This is a genomic window from Pseudomonas sp. BRM28 (assembly GCF_002939405.1).
Taxonomy (GTDB): domain Bacteria; phylum Pseudomonadota; class Gammaproteobacteria; order Pseudomonadales; family Pseudomonadaceae; genus Aquipseudomonas; species Aquipseudomonas palmensis.
Window position 1 is genome coordinate 5743759 of the sequence record NZ_PEFV01000001.1, and the last position, 18510, is coordinate 5762268.

Sequence of the window (18510 nt, forward strand, 5' to 3'; positions counted from 1 at the left end):
TTCTTGTAGTGGCAGCAATCGATCGAACGTGACGCTTCCCCGGTGGGGACGGGACGCATTAAAACACATAATAAATATGATGCATCATATTTTACGCTACACTTGCCCTCACCAATGAACAGGGAACCCGCCATGACCGATCAACGTACGCTGCTTCTCACCGGTGCCAGCCGGGGCATCGGCCACGCCACCGTGAAACATTTCAGTGCTGCGGGTTGGCGCGTGTTTACCGCCTCGAGGCAGGACCTGGGCGAAGGCTGCCCCTGGGCCGAAGGCATCGCCAACCACATTCACCTCGACCTGGGGAGCGTGGAGGACATACAGCGCAGGCTTCCGGAAATCCGGGAAAAACTCGGGGGGCGGCTGGATGCGTTGGTCAACAACGCCGGCGTTTCACCCAAAGGCCCGGATGGGGAGCGACTGGGGGTGCTGGAGTCCGACTACTCGACCTGGCTGAACGTGTTCAACGTGAACATCTTCTCGACGGCCCTGCTGGCGCGGGGGTTGTTCGAGGAGCTCAAGGCGGCAAAGGGCTCGGTGATCAACGTCACCTCCATTGCCGGTTCGCGGGTGCACCCGTTCGCAGGGGTGGCGTATGCCTGCTCCAAAGCGGCGCTGTCGGCGCTGACGCGCGAGATGGCGCACGACTTCGGGCCCTATGGGGTTCGGGTGAACGCGATCGCCCCGGGGGAGATCGACACCTCCATCCTGTCCGCTGGCACCGAGCTGATCGTGGAGCGATCGATCCCGATGAAACGCATGGGCAAGCCCGAGGAAGTCGCGGCGTTGGTGCATTTTCTCTGCACGCAGGGCGCTTCGTACGTCAATGGCGCAGAAATCCATGTAAACGGTGGGCAACATGTTTGAGTTACTCGATAATCGCTGCCGGTAGCCTCCCCTCTCCCGCCGGGCCTGCGCCGCACACGAGTACGCGATGAATTATCCGATTGAGCACCTGAAACACTCCTACCTTGGCAGCGGTATCTATGGCCTGCTGCGCGAAGCCCTGATTACAGGGCGCTTCCAGCCTAACGACCGGCTGCGCATACGCGACCTTGCCGAACAGCTGGGTACGAGTGTCACACCAGTGCGGGACGCGATTCTTCAACTGGCAAAGGAGCAGGCGCTGGTTCTGAAGACACCGCGGGACATTCGTGTGCCGGTACTGACTTCCAAGCAGTACCTGGAGATCAGGAGCATCCGGCTCTCGCTCGAGGGGTTGGCGGCCGAAACAGCTGCATCGCTGGCGACCGAGGAGCAAGTGGCGCGGCTGCAAACCTGCATTCAGAACAACCTGGTGGCGATCAAGGACAATGACTTGAGGTCCGCGCTGACCTTCAACCACGAGTTTCACTTCAGTTTGGCGGAAATCGCCGATATGCCGGTGCTGGTCAGCCTGCTGGATGGGTTGTGGATGCGTACCGGGCCGCTGATTGCCCGGGCCTACGGCGGGTTCAACGAGCGCATGGCGATTGATCATCACTGGGATGTGCTGGAGGCGTTGAAGCAGCGCGATGGTGCGGCGGCTCGCCTGGCGATCTGCAGTGACATTTTGGATGGGAGCCAGAAGATGCTGGAGTATGTTCAGATGGAGCATGACTGAAGGGGCGTGGTGCTGGCGATAACTCGGCATGCGACAGGCCGCATGCTGCAAGTGGCGCCGCTGGCGTTCTGAAACCGATTCTCACCCCTGTTCCGGCGTCCTGCCGACCGAAAAAATCCCCCTCCCCGTGCAATTCGTCGCCTCGGCTCGCCGCGCTCGCTCGACTGGATTACTGTATATACAAACAGTACCCATATGGTGGCGGAAATGACCCAAGACATTGAAGACTTTGACGGCTTCGGAGCGCCCACTGAGCTGGAGATGTGGAAGCACCAGGTGGTGCTCATTACGAATGAGGCCGAATACCTGACCCGAGAGCTGGGCAAGGCGCGCAGGAACATTGCCAAGCTTGTGGCGATGAACCAGGGGCTGACGAAGGACCTGCACGACCTGCAACTGAAATCGACAGGGCGAGTGCTCCCCACGAGCTGCGCACTCAGTGGCAGCCCGGCACAGGAAATCGCGGAACTTCATAAAAACTCATAAGGCGTGTCGTCACCGTAAAACTTAGCGGGAAAGGCAGGAAACTTACACGGTGCACGAACCCATTAAAGTGAGAGCGAAACTTTTTTTGAACAAGAAATAAATTGTAACAATGACCTATTGAAATATTTTAAATACCAGGAACCCAACCTTTATTGACCAAAAAATGTGAAGCCGTGCGTTTTTATAGCTGGATGGAAACCCAGTTCAATAAAACCTCACCCGATGGTAACGTATGCTTTCGCATTGCTCAGAATAATAAAAAACATGAGCAAACTTGTTGGTTGAATAAAGGATTAACGAATGACTATCGAGCGAGAGATTTTCTCGGCCCTTATCGCGCAGAACGCATTCCAAGGTGAAAAGCCGAGCGTACAAAGCTACGCCCAGCTAGCCGTAGACAAGGGGTTCAGAGCGCTTACGTCAAGGCAGCAGGCGGTGGTGAGCCCCTTCCTGAAGAAACAATGCGAGGGGATGAGAAAACCAAACGAAAAACACAACAACTGCCAAAACACGATAGCCGGTCGTGATCTGGTTGCAGCGCTTGAAAAAGCCGAAAGTTACAAGGGATGGCGCTGCGAAAGCTGCCGGAGTGCATCTTAAAAGCCAGAAAGCACCGTAAAAAGAGTAGCCCTCCAGAAAAGCTGTAAAGTAAAAAACACTATTGCACTCGCTACTCCTGACTGTTATTGCAGCAGGCCGCCATGGCCTGCTCGCAAGTTTTTCTTTTTAGGCCCTGATCAGCCCACCCGCCAATCGTCGTTCACTCGTCACGCACCTGAGCGCCTTGAAAAAATAGTGCACGAAACAGCCCGATTATTTTGCGCGGCTAACTTTTTTCAGAGAGAAAATAAGTGTCTATCTACCAGGCAGCACTACTGGTTGTGCGCCGGGTCATCGCTTACAGTGAGGCCAGCATCCTCGACAGCGATGTTCGGTGCGGGCGGGCTGGCACTCGTAGCCAGACCAATTAGCGGGCCTACCAAGAGCTGGCGAGTGCTTCAATGACGACGCTGCCCGTCAGAGCATCAACGCTTCCGGTGCAGTTCGGGTGACCAGGCGCTGCTCAGGACGATAACCCCGAAGATCACCAGGTACAGCCAGTATTGGCTCGGGTACGAGAAAGAGCCCACTTGGGCGACCACAAACACGCCGCCACCAACAACTAACCGCTGCCGACGCGTGAACCTCTGCCTGAGCGCTACCAGCTTGCTTCTCCACCCCATTGCCACGCTCCCTGTTTGGTCAGCGGCAAAGCATATCACCCCTATTCAATGATTCCGCCTCGCGCCAGATGCTCGACGCACCGCTGTGCGCTGAGCAGCTCATGGAGCTTGCGGAAGACAGGCAGGTGCCACGACCTCGGTATCAGGGCCAAGGGCGTGGCCAGAGAGATTTGAACGTATCGAATGTCATTGCAAAGACCGGATGTTGCTGGCTCCGCACTTTTAGCGGGGCCAGACAAAAGCTACCCCGGCTTGACGGAACACGTTGCGATGAATGTTGGCATGTAGTTGTCGATCAGAAATCGGGGCACCGGCTGAAAAGCTTCTTCGAAGCCTGTTAGCAGCAAGCCCGCCTCCAGCTGCCCGCTTATTTGCTCCGCTAACGTGTGACCAAATACGAATGCCTCACCTCTCGCTATCTTACCCTCAATTTCGTCAGCATTCAGATCGGTTATGTCTGCGTAAGGCAGTGTGAAGCGCGGTTTCATCAAACCGCTTTTAGCCAGGTCAGTAGAGCGGTCGAAAATGAATACTACCGGATTGTAAAAGCTGCTGAGCAGCTTTCCTCCCTTACCGAGTACGCGATAACATTCAGCCCATACTTTACGAATATCGGGCACATACAGATTCGAGATCGGATGAAAAATCAGGTCAAATGACTCATCATCAAATTCAGACAAGTCCTGCATATCTCCCAAGACCGTGCGTAGAGAAAGATCGTCTCGCTTTGCAACCATATCATCCAATGCCAGCTGATCGCGAGAGGCATCCATCACAACCACTTCAGCCCCCGCAGCCGCCAACACGGGGGCTTGCTGCCCTCCGGAAGCAGCTAGGCACAAAATGCGCTTCCCTTGCACATCGTTAAGCCACGCTGTCGGGAGCTCTGCGGGGATAAGTTGTATTTTCCACTCCCCTCTTCGAGCAGCTTGAATAACTTCGGCAGAAACTGGCTTCGACCAATCACAACCTTCGCGAGCAAGTCGATTCCAGACATTCTGATTATGATCATAAACATCTTTTGAGGAGAATCGGGCAGTCATCGTTACTTATCCCTACAGAAGAGAACAACGCCAAACAGTAAAGCAAGAAGGCTTTATTAGCCGTCACCATCGATCAATTCAAGGTAACAGGCCATATCAACTCAAACAATTACGTGCTTTGACTTTTGGCAAATCCGCAAAAAGCAAATACGCATTAATTATTCATTTCGGGAGAATCTCGATGCAAGATTAATTCAATGAAGACTTTTGAACATAACTGCCCAAGCCGATTCATGCAAGTATCACATTTCGGATACAAGATGGACTCTAGATAGAAACCAGGTCGGCAGCTACGAGATCATACGCACACACAGCGGTTACTCCAGCGCCAACTGCACCTCATCCAGCTCAAGTGATAGCGGTTCGAGCTTCAGCTGCGACTACCTCCTCCCCGCCTCCGCCACCATTTGCGACGTGGGGCTTATCCCACGTAAATCGAAATACTCCTGGACAACGAGCTGGCTGAGCTGACCGGCTAGAAGGTAGCTACCAGCGCGGCTGGCTTGAAGAGCTCCATTGGCACTTCACCGAACGCCGCAGCAGATGACTATTGGTTGGCAGCCAGTACGCCCGAATGAAACTGGGTATAACGCTTCAAGCCATGCTGTCCATGGATCTGGCGTATCTGACAGGACAGCGTCCTGCGGACGTGCGGGTGCTGAGGAGGAACTACATCGAGGGCGTTGCCCTGGGCGTGAAGCAGCAGAAGACACACAAAAAGCTGCGGGCCCTGCTTGAGGTTACGGATTAGAGCGCAGTTTAGTGGCCATGATCAGCATCATCCTGGCTCAGAATGAACAATAGGGGGGACAATGCGAAAGAAAAGAATTCCCAAGTATGTTTCCAAGGCCTTTTTCCCTACCCTCAGAAACGCAAAAAGCCCTGAATAATCAGGGCTTTAGAAGTGGCGGAAGCGTAGAGATTCGAACCCTTCTCTAAGGAGAGCCCCCTTATACGGGTGGTTCGCTCTTTTCACTGCTCACCTTGAAAACAAGCTTAACCCAATAAAACCGGGCCTTTCAAGCTTTTTCATTTTCTCGCCCAGAAAGACGCAACTAGTTGCAGCTTAGGGTGTTGCATCTTACCGAACGGCTAAACGCTTGACTGCGCCCCTCGGCATTAACGGAGCGCGAGATGATGGTCTTGGCTGGACATCTGGACATCTGCCCATCAGGTCATCACCTCGTTGCCAGCCCAATCGCGCACCTCTCAAAGGAAACGCTCCTAATCTATTCTCAGTAGCGTTCCATCGCGATAAGACGTACTGCTCTCGGCTGCTACACCCAGTTGGTTGAGGCCGCGATCCATTAAGTGTGGACTCCATCGGGGTTAAACCACCAACCCGGCTACCCCTCCCCCACCCCAGACAACAGGGAGAGATGTCTTGTCACGGCTTTCTTATAGATCCTCCCCTCCTCAGCCGAGGATCCCACTCTCAGGGCACTCATTGGGGCTGCCATGGGCTGAAATCAAGCTAGGCTCTGTACGAAATCCCGAGAAACCTAATCGGCGTCCCTCGGAAGCTGATTTTTTGTAAGGTTTCCAACCATCTACGGAAAGGAATCCTGTGATGGCAAAGCGTTACGAACTTTCGGATGAGGCTTGGGCTGTGGTTGCTGATCTCTTCACCGAAACCCATGGCCGGGGGCGGCCCCGCCTGAGCGACCGCCTGATGCTCGATGGCGTGCTCTGGGTGCTCCGCTCAGGTGCTGCGTGGCGAGATATGCCGGAGCGCTTTGGCCCGTGGTCAACGGTGTATCAACGGTTTCGGGTTTGGCGAAAACAAGGCACGTTCGATCAGATGCTCATACGCTTGCACCTGAGGTTCAATGAGCAAGGTTTGATTGATCTACAGACCTGGATGATCGACTCAACTGCTGTACGCGCAACCCGAGCCTCATCAGGCGCCGGAAAAAAAAAGGGGGCCTGACGAGCCTGCCGATCACGCTCTAGGCCGCAGTCGCGGTGGCCTGACAACCAAAATCCACATGCTCTGCGACGCCAACGGGACACCGTTGTGCTTCCTCCTCTCTGGCGGTCAAGCCAGTGACATCAGCTACGCCCAACCCCTGTTGGACGAGGTCAGCATTCCATTGAGCCAACGTGGCCGCCCGCGTAAACGCTGTAAATGGTTGCTTGCCGACAAGGGCTACGATGCCGAAGCGCTACGCCGTTATTGCGACCGATATCGAATGCAACCCGTCATCCCGCTGCGCTCGATGAAGCGCAAACCCAAGCCTGGCTTACCAAGGCTGTTTGATCGGCCCAAGTACCGACAGCGCAACATCATCGAGCGCATGTTTGACTGGCTGAAAGAGAACCGACGCATCGTGACGCACTTCGACAAGCTCGCGAAAAGCTATGCCGCTATGGTCTCGCTGGCTTGTTCCATGCGGTGTTTGCGACATCTCTTTTCGTACAGAACCTANCAAGCCCGCTCCCACAGGTACGGCGCTGGTTTCGAGAACGGCGCTGTACCTGTGGGAGCGGGCTTGACCCGCGATNGGGCGACATCGATATCAAAGCGCTGAAAGACAACATCAACCTGCTGGCCAAGCTCGACATCACTGCCAATGCCGACCGCATCACGCTGACAGCCAAGACCGAACTGGTGGTACAGGGCGGCGGCAGTGCCACCACCTACAACGCCAGCGGCATCACCCACGTGACCACCGGGCCGTACACCGCGCACGCGGCGAACTTCGCCCATGTGGGGCCCAAGAGCCTGGCCGGGACCTTCCCCGAGCCGCCCAAGCCGGGCAAGGGCAGCCTGGAGCTGTTCAACCTGTACGCCAATGCCAAGGGCATCCAGGCCGGCGATTACGAAGTGACCGATGCGCTGGGTACGGTGCTCAAGGGCAGCCTCGATGGCCAGGGGTTCAATGCCGTGTCGGGGGTGGCACCGGGGCCGGCGTGGGTCAGGTTCGGACGCGACCCGACCCCGCCGTGGACACCGAGCAGCTACATCGGTTTGGTCAACTGGCCGTTGCAGCTACCTGACCCCAGCCACTCGCCCACGGTAGTGGCAACGCTGGTCGACAAGCTGGTGCTGCCCAACGATGGCAAGGGCAGTCTTTTTGGCAGTGCCAGGCAACTGGTCAGTGCCGCCAGCTCTGCCCTGCCTGCTGCCTCGGTCGCCCTGGGCGAGGCCGACCAGGCGGGCGCTGCACTCAAGGGCGCCAGGGCCAGCCTGCCCACGCTGCCGGCCCTCTCACTGACCGACCTCAAGGCTCCAGGCCTGAATACCGTTACCGATCTGCTGCCAGGTGAACTGATCTCATGAGCGACAACACCCCCGCCAAACAACGGCCACCACAGGCCGCAGTCGTTCCCCTGGATCAGATCGGCATCGAGGACGTGAGTAGCGGCGCCGCCGTGTTCGACGCCTGGCTGCGGGATATCAGCGGTGGCTACGTCAACCTCGAGCGCCTCAAGGAGGTGGCTGAGGTGCTGCCGGTCATCGGCAACATCATCGCCCTGGTCGATGCGGTCGGCGACGTTGTCAACCTGGCCTCCAGCGACAAGCCCGACCCGCTCGACTGGGTCAGCCTGGGCATCAACCTGATCGGCGTGATTCCCACGCCACCGACCATGGCGGCTGCGCGCAAGAGCCTGCGGCCGATGCTGGTGCTGGCCCGTCAGGAAGGCAAGCAGATGCTCGGCGACTCGTTGATCGAGATCATCGTCGGCCACCTCAATGCCACCTTGCTTGGCGAAATCGATGCCTTTCTGGCTGACGCAGAAGGGCAGTTGGAGGCGATCCTCAAGGAGTGCGCCGACGTCGGTGAGAAGCTGGTCAACAACACGGCCAACGCGATCGATGCCGTGATTACCGGCAAGCTCGACAGCGCCGCGAATCTGGAGGCTGCCGGGCGCAGCGCCATTGCAGCAAAGAACGCGTTGCGTTCCGACCCCTCGGTGGTCTTCGAAAACGCCTTCGCCGCCCTCAGCGATGCCTACGCCGCGATGGGCAAGGGCGCCGCCAACATGATCATGCGCAATGCCGTGCCCGAGGGGGTACAGCATGAAGTGCTGGCCCGTACCCGGGCCCTGCGTAGCCTGGCGCCACAGATGCGTACGCAACTGATGAGCATGACCAGTGCAGCCAACCCGCAATCCATCGAGAGCATGCGCCTTATCCTGCACAACAGCAGTGTGCTCTGGCACAAGCGCAATCCCAAGGCACTCGGCAGCACGGTCAAGGGCGACAAGACCACCCAGGCCAGGCATCAGGATGCCAAGGGCGAGACCGAGGCCATTACCCGGCAGGCGTCGGCCAAACAAGCGGCCAACGACAGCAAGAACGGCACCTGTGCCAGCAGTTGCAACCGTATCAACTTCGCCCTTGGCAGCGAGTCGCTGGACCACACCGACTTCAGCCTGCCAGGCCCGTTTCCCGTCATCTGGACCCGTACTTACAATTCGCGTCTCGAGCGCCTCGACAACCCCAGCCTCGGTGCCCGTTGGCTCACCGAGTTCACCACCTGCATCGACGTGGTCGGCCAGGGCCTGGTGCTGCTTGACTTCGATGGGCGCAGTCACGATTTTCCAATGCCCGAAAAGGGCAAGCCCCACTACGACGCTGTCGAGTACCTCACCCTGGTGCGCACCGGCGAACAGCAACTGGTACTGCTGCGTGGCCTGGATCGCCGGGAGACCTATGCGCGCCATGGCGATCGTTTCTATCTGACGCACATTCAGCTACGCAGCGGCGCGGGCGCCATGCTGCACTACGAGCATCGCCACAACGGCCAGCCGGTGCTGTCCGACATCAACACCTACCAGGACGACGACCCCAGCAAGGTACACCTGCAACTGGGAACGCGGCTCGACGCGCACGGGCATATCCAGGGTCTCTGGCACGTGGTCGACGGCAAGCCGCTGCGCCAACTGTGCGCCTATCACTATGACGGCGCGGGTGACCTGGTGGCGGCTCAGGATGAAAACGGTGCCGCCTGGCACTATGAGTACCAGCATCATCTGATCACCCGTTACACCGACCGCACCGGGCGCGGTTTCAACCTGGAGTGGGACGGCAACGGCCCGCATGCCAGGGCCATCCATGAGTGGGCAGATGACGGCAGCTTCGAAGTGCACCTGGAGTGGGATGAGCGTATCCGCCTCACCTATGTGACCGACGCCCATGGCCAGGAAACCTGGCACTACTACGACATCCAGGGCTACACCTACCGCATCCGTCATCCGGACGGCAATTCGGAGTGGCTGTTCCGGGATGAGCGCAAGAACGTCATCCGCCACGTGCACCCCGACGGTAGCCAGGACCGCTACAGCTTTGATGAGCGCAGCAACCTGCTGCAGCACATCCGTCCCGACCACAGCACGCTGCACTACGCCTACGACGACCATGACCAGCTGATTAAGATCCGCGATGCCGAGGGTGGCCTTTGGCTGCGCGACTACGACGAGCGCGGCAACCTGGTAGAGACGGTCGACCCGCTGGGCAACAAGACCGAATTTGCCTACACCCCAAGCGGCCTGGTAAGTGCGATCAAGGACGCCAACGGCAACCAGAAGGCGCTGGCCTACAACGACGCCGGGCAACTACTCGAGTACGTCGACTGCTCCGGCAAGACCAGCCAGTGGGCCTACAACGACTTCGGCCAGCTGGTGCAGTTCGCCGACGCAGCGGGCAACAAGACCGCCTATGAGTACAAGGCCGGGCAACTGTCCAGGGTCACCCACCCCGACAACACCGAAGAGCGCTTCGAACGTGATGCCGAGGGCCGTCTGCTGGCGTACCTCGACGCGCTCGACCGCTGCACCACCTGGACCTATTCCGGCGCCGGGCTTCTGGCCGAGCGCGTCGACGCCAACGAGCACACCCTGCGCTACCGCTGGGACAAACTGGGCCGGCTGATTGGCCTGGAAAACGAAAACACCAGCCAGGCGAGCTTCGTGTACGACCCGGTCGGTCGCCTGTTGCAGGAGACCGGCTTCGATGGCCTGACCACCCGCTATCAATACGACCCGTACAGCGGTCGCCTGGCCTCGACCCAGGTCGGCCAGCGCCGCATCGACCTGCGTTTCGACCCCATGGGTCGGCTGGCCGAGCGTACCGCCAGGCTGGGTGATCAGTCCCAGACCGAGCGCTTTGCCTATGACGGCAACGGCAGGCTGATCCAGGCGATCAACGCGGCAAGCCAGCTGCAGTGGTTCCATGACGAGGCGGGCAATCTGACCCGCGAGCATCAGCATTACCTGGGGTTGCAGCAGCCGATGGTGGCGGTGTGGACGCACAAGTACGACGTGCTCAACCAGCGCATCGCGACCGTGCGCCCCGATGGCCATACGGTCAGCTGGCTGACCTACGGCAGCGGCCACCTGCTGGGCATGAAGCTCGACCAGCACGACATGCTCAGCTACGAGCGCGATGACCTGCACCGTGAAGTGGCGCGCCGTCAGGGCAACAAGCTGATGCAGACCCAGGCCTGGGACCCGGCCGGACGGCTGCAGGAGCAACTGCTAGGCAGCCACGACGGCAAGTCCACGTTGCTCAAGCGTCAGTACCAGTACGATGGCGCCGGGCAACTCACCGACATTCACGACAGCCGACGTGGTCAGTTGGCCTACCAGTACGACCCTGTCGGTCGCCTGTTGCAGGCCACCAGTCGCCTGGGGGTGGAGACATTCGCGTTTGACCCGGCCGGTAACCTGCTGGACGAGAAGACGCAGCAGCTCAACCGCCCAGCGGGCTTGACCCGCGATAAGGCCCTCAAGCCCGACCTCAGTTCGAACAGGCGGTGGCAACGGGGGATGCCTACTACCTGGCATGGCCGGTGGGCAGTGCGTGGCGCGAGAGTATCGAGCGGCTACGGGTGTACCTGCTGGGGCAGTTGCCGGCCTGAAAAACTTCGCGGGGCAAGCCCGCTCCCACANTCAAGCCCGACCTCAGTTCGAACAGGCGGTGGCAACGGGAGATGCCTACTACCTGGTATGGCCGGTGGGCAGTGCGTGGCGCGAGAGCATCGAGCGATTGCGGGTGTACCTGCTGGCCTCTTCGCCGGCAAGGCCGGCTCCTACAGACGGCGCAACCTTGTAGGAGCCGGCCTTGCCGGCGAAGAGGCCCGCAAGAGCGACCTCAGAACCGCGTCGTGGCACTCACCCCGAACGTCCTGCGATCCCCCCGCGCATCCCACGCCACATCGAACGGCAGCGGCACGCTGTCGGTCTTGTACTGCTTGTCGGTGAGGTTGTTCACGTAGGCGGTGAAGTCCAGGTCATATTGCCCGCCCACATGGTACGTGGCGCTGGCATTGCCCAATGTGTAGCCACCCTGCGACACGCTGTGGTCGGCCTGCGCGGTGGGCAGAAAGAAGATCCGGCTCTGGTAGCGCCAGTCGGTGCCCAGGGTGATGTCGTCGCCGTTCTCCAGCGCAATGCGATAACTGCCCCCCACCGCCAGTGTGCGCGACGGCGAACGTGCAATGCGGTTGCCCGAGTAGTCCACACCCCCCGATTCGAAGTCCTGCAACTCGGTGTGCAGTAGCCCCAGCGAGCCATGCAGTTCCAGGTTGGCCAAGGGCAGCGCCTGCAACTCGAACTCCGCACCGCGTATCACGCCCTGGCCGCTGTTGGTCAGCAGCGACACCACCTGCCCGTTGCGCACCGACACCGCGTTCACCTGGATGTCCGAATAGTCGTAGTAGAACACGTTGGCATTGGCGATCAGGCGCTCGTCGAACCACTCGCTCTTGACCCCCAGTTCGTAGGCGTCGACGTTCTCCGGCGCCACCACCGAGGCCTCGGCCTGCACCTGCGCCCCGCCGCTGAAGCCGCCGGAACGAAAGCCCTTGGCATAACGAAAGTACACCCGCGCGTTGTCGTTGAGCTGGTATTCGGGGGTGAAATCATAGGTCAGCTTGTTCCAGGTGCGTTTCTCGTCCTGCACCACCGTGGTCACCAGCGGCCCGCTGTAATGCTTCCACCAGTCGTTGCGGTTGCTGAAGTCGACACTGGCAGCATCCGGCGCGGCCACCCGGCGCAGGTCGATGTCCTTGGTTTCGCGGGTCCAGCGCAGGCCGGCGGTGAAGCTCAGGTCGTCGGTGGCCTGCCAGGTGCTGCTGCCGAACAGCGCGAAGCTGTCGGTCTTCTGGTCGATGTCGGTACGCCCGAAGTCGGCCACGCCGAAGGCCTGGTTGTAGGCTTCGGGGAACAGCGCATTGCTGTTGTGGCTGTCGAGCTGTTCGTGGAACAGGTGGGTGCCGACGATCCAGCTCACCGGCTGGTTCTTCGCCGACGACAGGCGCAGCTCCTGCGACACCTGCTTCCAGCGGTCGTCGTTATAGCCACGGCCGAACTCGTAGATGCTCATGTTCGGGCTCTGGGCCTTTTCGTGCACGTCGTCGAAGGCGGTGATCGAGTCCAGCTGCAGCTCGCCAAGGTCCCACTTGAGCGCCAGTTGCAGGCCGTTGTGCTCGATGCGGTCATCGGCCTTGCCGGTGAAGGCGACCTTGTCGGAGGCAGGCTTGGGCGCGGGCCCGAACAGCGTGCTGCCGCCCGGCCCGGCACCCCAGGCGCGGGCCACGATACCTTGCCCCTTGTAGTCACGGGCGTGCAGCTGCAGGGTGGCCTGCAGGTCGTCGTTGACCTGGGCCAGCAGTTGCAGGCGCAGGGCCTGGTCATGGATGTCGCCGGCAGTGTGGCCATCGACCTCGTTCTTGAGCTGGCCGTCGCTGCTCTGGTCGATGAACGCCACCCGCGCGGCCAGGCGGTCCTTGACCAGGGTATCGCCGTAGGCACCTTCGTACAGGCGCGAATTGTAGTTGCCCAGGTCGAGCTTGAAGTAGCCGTTGGCGCCGTCTTCGAAGCTTGGCTTGCGCGACACGAAGTTGATCGCGCCACCGGTGGTGTTCTTGCCCCACAGCGTGCCTTGCGGGCCGCGCAGCACCTCGACGCGCTCCATGTCGTAGAGCGGGAAGCCGGTGGCCACGTGCGGGTCGATGTACACGTCATCGGTATAGATGCCCACCGGGTACACGGTGGTCGAGGCCATGTCGCCCGAGCCCATGCCGCGGATGTACCAGCGCGGGCGCTGGTGCCCGGCGAACTCGGGGGCGATGGCGTTGGGCACGTTCTGCAGGGCCTTGCCGGCACTGAAGCCGCCGCCGCTGCGGTCGATCTGGCGGTCACTGACCACCGAGATCGCCGAGGGTACGTCCTGTACCGATTCTTCGCGCTTCTGCGCGGTCACGGTGACGGTGGGCAAGGCGTCGGCGGGCGGTGCGGCGGCCAGGGCGGCGGTGCCGTGCAACGTGGCGGCAATGGCCAGCGCAAGGGGTAGATAGGCGGTAGGGGCAGGCATGGCGGGGGTTCCGATAAGTCAGGGTAAGCGGACTATCGCAAGCAGCGTGCCAATGCTTTATGTAGTTGAATTATATGAATTTTATGGATTATTCGAACAGCGGCTGCTGACCAGGCAACAGTGTGGCAGCAGCGGGTTGTGTGCTGGGCATCAGGGCTGCTGCGCAGCCCATCGAGGGTCAAGCCCGCTCCCAAAGTGATCACCGCCACCCTGCAAGAGCGGGCTTGACCCGCGAAGCTTTTACCAGTCGTAGGTCAACTCAAGCGCCGCCGTACGCTCCTGACCGTAATAGCAGCCAAACGCATACACGCACGTCGACACATACTCCCGGTCGAACAGATTCTGCACGTTCAGGCTCGCCTGCAGGCCCTTCAACCCCAGCTGCGCCAGGTCGTAGTTGATCGTTGCGTCATACACCACGAACGACGGTGTCTTGAAGGTGTTCGCCGAGTCCCCGTAGTTCTTGCCGGTGTACCTGGCCCCTGCCCCTACTGTCAGCCCGGCCAGGCTGTCGTCGAAATGCCAGGCCACCCAGCTGCTGGCCGACCACGGTGCCTGCGCCGCGTTGCGGTTGCCCTCGTCGCCGTCGGCGCTCTTGGTGCGGAACGAATCCAGGTACGACAGCGCCAGCAGCAGGTCCACCTGCCCCACGCTGCTCTTGGCCTCCAGTTCGATACCGCGCGAGCGGATCTCGCCATCCTGGGTCTGGTACATCGGGTCGTCGCGGTCGGTGGTCAGCACGTTCTTCTGCTTGATCTGGTACACCGACGCCGTGATCAGGGTGTTGTCCTGCGGCTGGTACTTGACCCCCACTTCATACTGCTCGCCCTCGATCGGCTTGAACGAACTGGCACCACGCGCCGGTGAGCTCTTGCCCACCGACGGCATGAACGATTCGGCATAGCTCACATAGGGCGCCAGGCCGAACTCGGTGACGTAGGTCAGGCCCACTCGCTTGGTGAACTTCTTGTCCTTCTGCGGCACCTTGCGCTCTGCCGGGCTTTGCGCCAGCAGGTCACGGTTCTCGACCTCGGCCCAGTCCTGGCGCCCGCCCAGGGTCAGGATGAAGCGGTCGAAGCGGATCTGGTCCTGCACGTACAGGCCGGTCTGCTTCACCGTGTTGTCCCACTTGGTGGTCAGGGTCGGCACGCCGTCGGTGTGGTAGTTGGTGGGGTTGTACAGGTCGATGATCTCGGCGTTGTAGAGGTTGTAGCCCTGGTAGCGACGGGTGAACTTGCGGTAGTCCACGCCGCCCAGCAGGGTGTGCTCCAGCGCCCCGGTGCTGAACGTGCCCTCCAGGTTGTTATCGATGCTGTAGGTGGTGTTGTGCTGGCGCCAGTCCAGCTTGGTGCGGGTGGCGCGGGTATCGTCGACCACGCCGTTGGCATCGGTGACGAAGCGGTTCAGGTAGAAGCCGCGGTAGCGATCGTTGACGTCGATGTAGCGTGCACTCTGACGAAACTTCAGGTTGTCGTTGAACACGTGCGCCAGGTCGTAGCCGAACACCTGCTGGTCGCGGGTGTAGGCGTTCCAGTCGCTGTCGCCCAGGAACACGTCGCGGTCGATATGCTGGCCGCGGCTGTTGCGATACAGCGTGCCGATGACCGGCAGCGCCTGATAGTCCGCCGCGCCCTTGTCGCGCTGGATCTGCGCGTAGGCGGTGAACTCGGTCTGCTCGTTTGGCGCCCAGGTCAGGCTCGGCGCGATCAGCGTGCGCGACTCGTCGGCATGCTCGACCTGCTCGTTGCCGCTCTTGGCCAGGCCCACCAGGCGATAGCTCAGGGTCTTGTCGGCGTCCAGCGCACCGCCCACGTCGAAGGCACCCTTGACCCGGTCATAGCTGCCATAGCTGAGCTTGACCTGATGATGGTCCTCGGTGCCCGGGCGCTTGGACACCAGGTTGATCATGCCGCCCGGCTGGTTCTGGCCGTACAGCACCGAAGCCGGGCCCTTGAGCACTTCGATGCGTTCAAGCAGGTAGGGGTCGATCTGCGGCGCGCCGCCCAGGCTGCCGGCATACGGCAGGTAGGCGCCATCCAGGTACAGCAGGGTCGGCGCAAAGCCGCGGCTGCCGATCTCGTCGGCGATGGTGTTGCGGTCGGTGTAGCCGTTGGTACTCAGCCCCGGCGTATAGCGCAACGCCTGGGTCAGGTTGCGAGCGCCCTGGGTCTGCACCTGGGCGGCGGTGACCACGTTGACTGCCTGGGGGATTTCGAGGATCGGCGTGTCGGTCTTGGTGGCCGTGGCGCTGCGGGTGGCCACGTAACCTTCCACCGGGCCGCGCGCGTCTTCCAGGCTGCGGCCATCGATGGCGGTGGGCGCCAGGTTGAGCGCGGCGCCATCGCTCAACGGGTACAGGCTCCAGGTGCCGCCGCGGGTGCTGCCCAGCCCCAGGCCAGTGCCGGTCAGCGCCTGGCGCGCGGCCTGTTCGGCAGTGAAATTACCGCGTACCGCAGCGGCACGCTTGCCCTCCAGCAGCGCCGGGCTTACCGACAGGGTGTGCCCGCCTTCGCGAGAGATACGGCTGAGCGTCTCGCCCAGCGGCCCGGCCGGCAGGTCGAAACGGTGCACGACACTGCTGGCCGCGATGGCGTTGTCGGCCTGCGCAGGCATCGTCGACAGCGGGCCAAGGGCGATGGCCAGGGCCAGCAGCCCTGGGCGGAAAGTCATGTGTGACATGGTGGCAAGGTGCTCGTTGTAGGTTGGCATTCAACGAGCAAGACCGACGAAAACGCCAACCCCCTCACACCGGGTGCAAAAAAATCAGCGCGCCTCTATTCGGGTCAGCCAGCCGCCGTACTGCTCCAGGCGAATCGGCAAGGTCTCGGCCAATGCGTGCAGGGTGGCATCGCTGTCATCCAGGCTGAACACCCCGAACACCCGCACCTGCGCCGCCTGCGGGCTTATGCGCAGCAGCCCCGGACGATAGCGGCGCAGCACTTCGACCACCTCGCCCAAGGGCTCGTCGTGTACCACCAGTTGCCCGCTCTGCCAGTCGGCGCGGCTGCGCAGCGACACTGCTTCGGGGTGGATACCCTGCGCATCGAAACGCGCCGCCTGGCCCTGTTCGACAACGCTGCTGGCGCCCCCACGGGTGGTCAGTCGCACGCTGTGCTGCTGCACTGCCACCAGGCTGTGGTCACGGCTCTGGCGCACCAGGAACTGCGTACCCAAGGCACGCGCCTCGCCGTGCGCCGTGGCAATCACGAAGGGCCTCGCGGCATCGGCCGCCACCCTTACCAGCACCTCACCTTCACGTATCAGCACACGGCGCTGCGCAGCGTCGAAGCGAATGTCCACGGCGCTACGCGCGTTGAGCAACAGTTCGCTGCCATCGGCCAGGGTCACGCGCTTGCGCTCACCCGTGGCACTGTGCAGATCGGCAAACAGGCCTTCGAGCGGTGTCAGACGGTTGGCGATGCCGCCTGCACCCAGCCCCAGCAGCAGCATCGCCAGGCCGCCACCCAGCACCTTGCGCCGGCCGTGCACGGGCGCCGCCAGCAAGCTGCGACTGGCGGCCTGGCGCTGGCCGGGGCTGCGCGCCTCGGCTTCTTCGAGGCTGGCCAGCGGCTGGCTGAGCAGTGCATTGACCCGCTGCCAGGCGTGGCGGTTGGCCGGGCTGGCCGACAGCCAGGCTTCGAAGGCCTGATGCCGCGCATCGCCAGGCGGTACCGACTCCAGCCGCAGCAACCAGTCGACCGCCGACTGGGTGGCCGAATCCACCTTGGGCACGCTCATGGGCCCACCACGCTCAGGCAATGCACAAAGGCGCGGCGCAGGTCGCGCTCCACCGTCGCCAGCGACACGCCCAGTTGCTCGGCTATTGCCGGCTGCGACAGGCCTTCCAGACGATGCAGCACGAACGCCTGGCGCACCCGCAGCGGCAGGCCCGCCAGCAGACGGTCGATGCTCTCGATGGCCTCGCGCACCAGGGCCAGGTCTTCTTCAGAGGGGCTGAAGCTGTCGGGCAGCAAAGCCAGCTGCTCCAGGTAGGCGCGCTCCAGGCTGCGGCGGCGCCACAGGTTACGCAGCAGATGGCGCGCCACGGTGGCCAGGAAGGCCCGCGGCTGCTCCAGCTGTGGCAACTGCTGCGAGCCCAGAGCGCGCACGAACGTGTCCTGGGTCAGGTCGGCGGCATCCTGCGGGCAGTGCAACTGGCGATACAGCCAGCCGCGCAGCCAGCGGTAGTTGTCGCTATAGAGCGCGGTGAACAGGGCGTTGGGGTCTGAAGGCGTGGGCACGCTGGGCAAATCCGACACGAATGGTAATTTGTCTCATTATCATGTTGATGTTTTGCCATGAAAGCAATGCTGCCCTGCGACAACGCCTTGATTTAAGGTAGGCGCTTGCTGCCACCCACCAGGAGCCTGCCGATGATCCGCCCCGCCACCGCCCACGACGTTGCACCTGTACAGGCACTGATCGAGGCTGCCTATGCGCTGTACATTCCACGCATCGGTGCCAGGCCGGGGCCGATGCTGGAGGATTACGCCGCGCTGATCGCCCAGGGTCGGGTCGAGGTGTTCGAAGAGCAAGGTCAGGTGCTCGGTGTGCTGGTGCTGATCGCCCAGGCCGATGGCCTGTTGCTCGACAATGTCGCGGTAAGCCCGGCCGCTCAGGGCCGCGGGCTTGGGCGACAACTGATGGCGCATGCCGAAGCGCGTGCCCGGCAGCTGGGGCTGGAGGTGGTGCGGTTGTACACCAATGAAGCGATGAGCGAAAACCTGGGGCTGTATGAGCGGCTGGGTTATCGCGAAACCCACAGGGCCGTGCAGGCGGGGTTTCGGCGGGTGTTCATGGAGAAGCGGCTGGGCGGCTGAAGTGCCTGGCCGG

The 18510-nt window shown here is 61.4% G+C and carries 13 protein-coding genes; 8 read left to right on the forward strand and 5 right to left on the reverse strand.

The features are described from left to right. Positions 1-132: 132 nt before the first annotated feature. The 4 genes from CR917_RS26270 (at position 133) to CR917_RS26285 (ending at position 2689) form a co-directional block, all read left to right on the forward strand. Entirely contained in the window at positions 133-867 is a 735-nt protein-coding gene (locus CR917_RS26270; protein ID WP_043861035.1) for an SDR family NAD(P)-dependent oxidoreductase, read from the forward strand. Between the two features lie 67 nt (positions 868-934). Beyond that, entirely contained in the window at positions 935-1603 is a 669-nt protein-coding gene (locus CR917_RS26275) for a GntR family transcriptional regulator (protein WP_088515149.1), read from the forward strand. 207 nt (positions 1604-1810) lie between these two features. Next, positions 1811-2089: a hypothetical protein gene (locus CR917_RS26280; protein WP_146095037.1), complete on the forward strand. Its 279-nt coding sequence runs from the start codon at positions 1811-1813 to the stop codon at positions 2087-2089. A gap of 300 nt (positions 2090-2389) precedes the next feature. Beyond that, complete coding sequence (locus CR917_RS26285) at positions 2390-2689, forward strand: hypothetical protein (RefSeq protein WP_043861032.1); 300 nt, start codon at positions 2390-2392, stop codon at positions 2687-2689. An 865-nt stretch (positions 2690-3554) separates the two neighbouring features. Here the strand turns inward: CR917_RS26285 and CR917_RS26295 are convergent. After that, positions 3555-4355: a class I SAM-dependent methyltransferase gene (locus tag CR917_RS26295; RefSeq protein ID WP_043861030.1), complete on the reverse strand. Its 801-nt coding sequence runs from the start codon at positions 4353-4355 to the stop codon at positions 3555-3557. A gap of 1570 nt (positions 4356-5925) precedes the next feature. On the opposite strand from CR917_RS26295, the gene CR917_RS27875 reads away from it, so the two are divergent. The 3 genes from CR917_RS27875 to CR917_RS26315 all read left to right on the forward strand — a co-directional run bounded on the left by CR917_RS27875 (position 5926) and on the right by CR917_RS26315 (position 11564). Next, positions 5926-6285, forward strand: a complete 360-nt coding sequence (locus CR917_RS27875; RefSeq protein ID WP_256589791.1) for an IS5 family transposase — start codon at positions 5926-5928, stop codon at positions 6283-6285. A 465-nt stretch (positions 6286-6750) separates the two neighbouring features. Further along, positions 6751-7638, forward strand: coding sequence for a DUF2345 domain-containing protein (locus CR917_RS27560; protein WP_256589766.1), 888 nt, complete (start codon positions 6751-6753; stop codon positions 7636-7638). After that, the gene (locus tag CR917_RS26315) at positions 7635-11564 is read left to right on the forward strand and encodes a DUF6531 domain-containing protein (protein WP_256589767.1); all 3930 of its coding nucleotides are present in this window, start codon (positions 7635-7637) and stop codon (positions 11562-11564) included. Before CR917_RS27560 ends, CR917_RS26315 begins: the two co-directional genes overlap by 4 nt. On the opposite strand, the gene CR917_RS26320 is transcribed toward CR917_RS26315, so the two are convergent. From CR917_RS26320 to CR917_RS26335, 4 genes are all read right to left on the reverse strand, one after another. After that, positions 11455-13677, reverse strand: a complete 2223-nt coding sequence (locus CR917_RS26320; RefSeq protein ID WP_104573041.1) for a TonB-dependent receptor — start codon at positions 13675-13677, stop codon at positions 11455-11457. The genes CR917_RS26315 and CR917_RS26320 overlap by 110 nt on opposite strands. A 240-nt stretch (positions 13678-13917) precedes the next feature. Next, complete coding sequence (locus CR917_RS26325; protein ID WP_104573215.1) at positions 13918-16356, reverse strand: TonB-dependent siderophore receptor; 2439 nt, start codon at positions 16354-16356, stop codon at positions 13918-13920. Positions 16357-16440: 84 nt separating this feature from the next. Next, complete coding sequence (locus tag CR917_RS26330) at positions 16441-17415, reverse strand: FecR domain-containing protein (protein WP_104573040.1); 975 nt, start codon at positions 17413-17415, stop codon at positions 16441-16443. Beyond that, complete coding sequence (locus CR917_RS26335; RefSeq protein ID WP_043860201.1) at positions 17412-17918, reverse strand: sigma-70 family RNA polymerase sigma factor; 507 nt, start codon at positions 17916-17918, stop codon at positions 17412-17414. The genes CR917_RS26330 and CR917_RS26335 overlap by 4 nt, the downstream gene beginning before the upstream one ends. 132 nt (positions 17919-18050) lie before the next feature. Between CR917_RS26335 and CR917_RS26340 the strand changes: the two genes are divergently transcribed. Continuing rightward, complete coding sequence (locus CR917_RS26340) at positions 18051-18497, forward strand: GNAT family N-acetyltransferase (RefSeq protein WP_104573039.1); 447 nt, start codon at positions 18051-18053, stop codon at positions 18495-18497. Positions 18498-18510 lie beyond the last annotated feature (13 nt).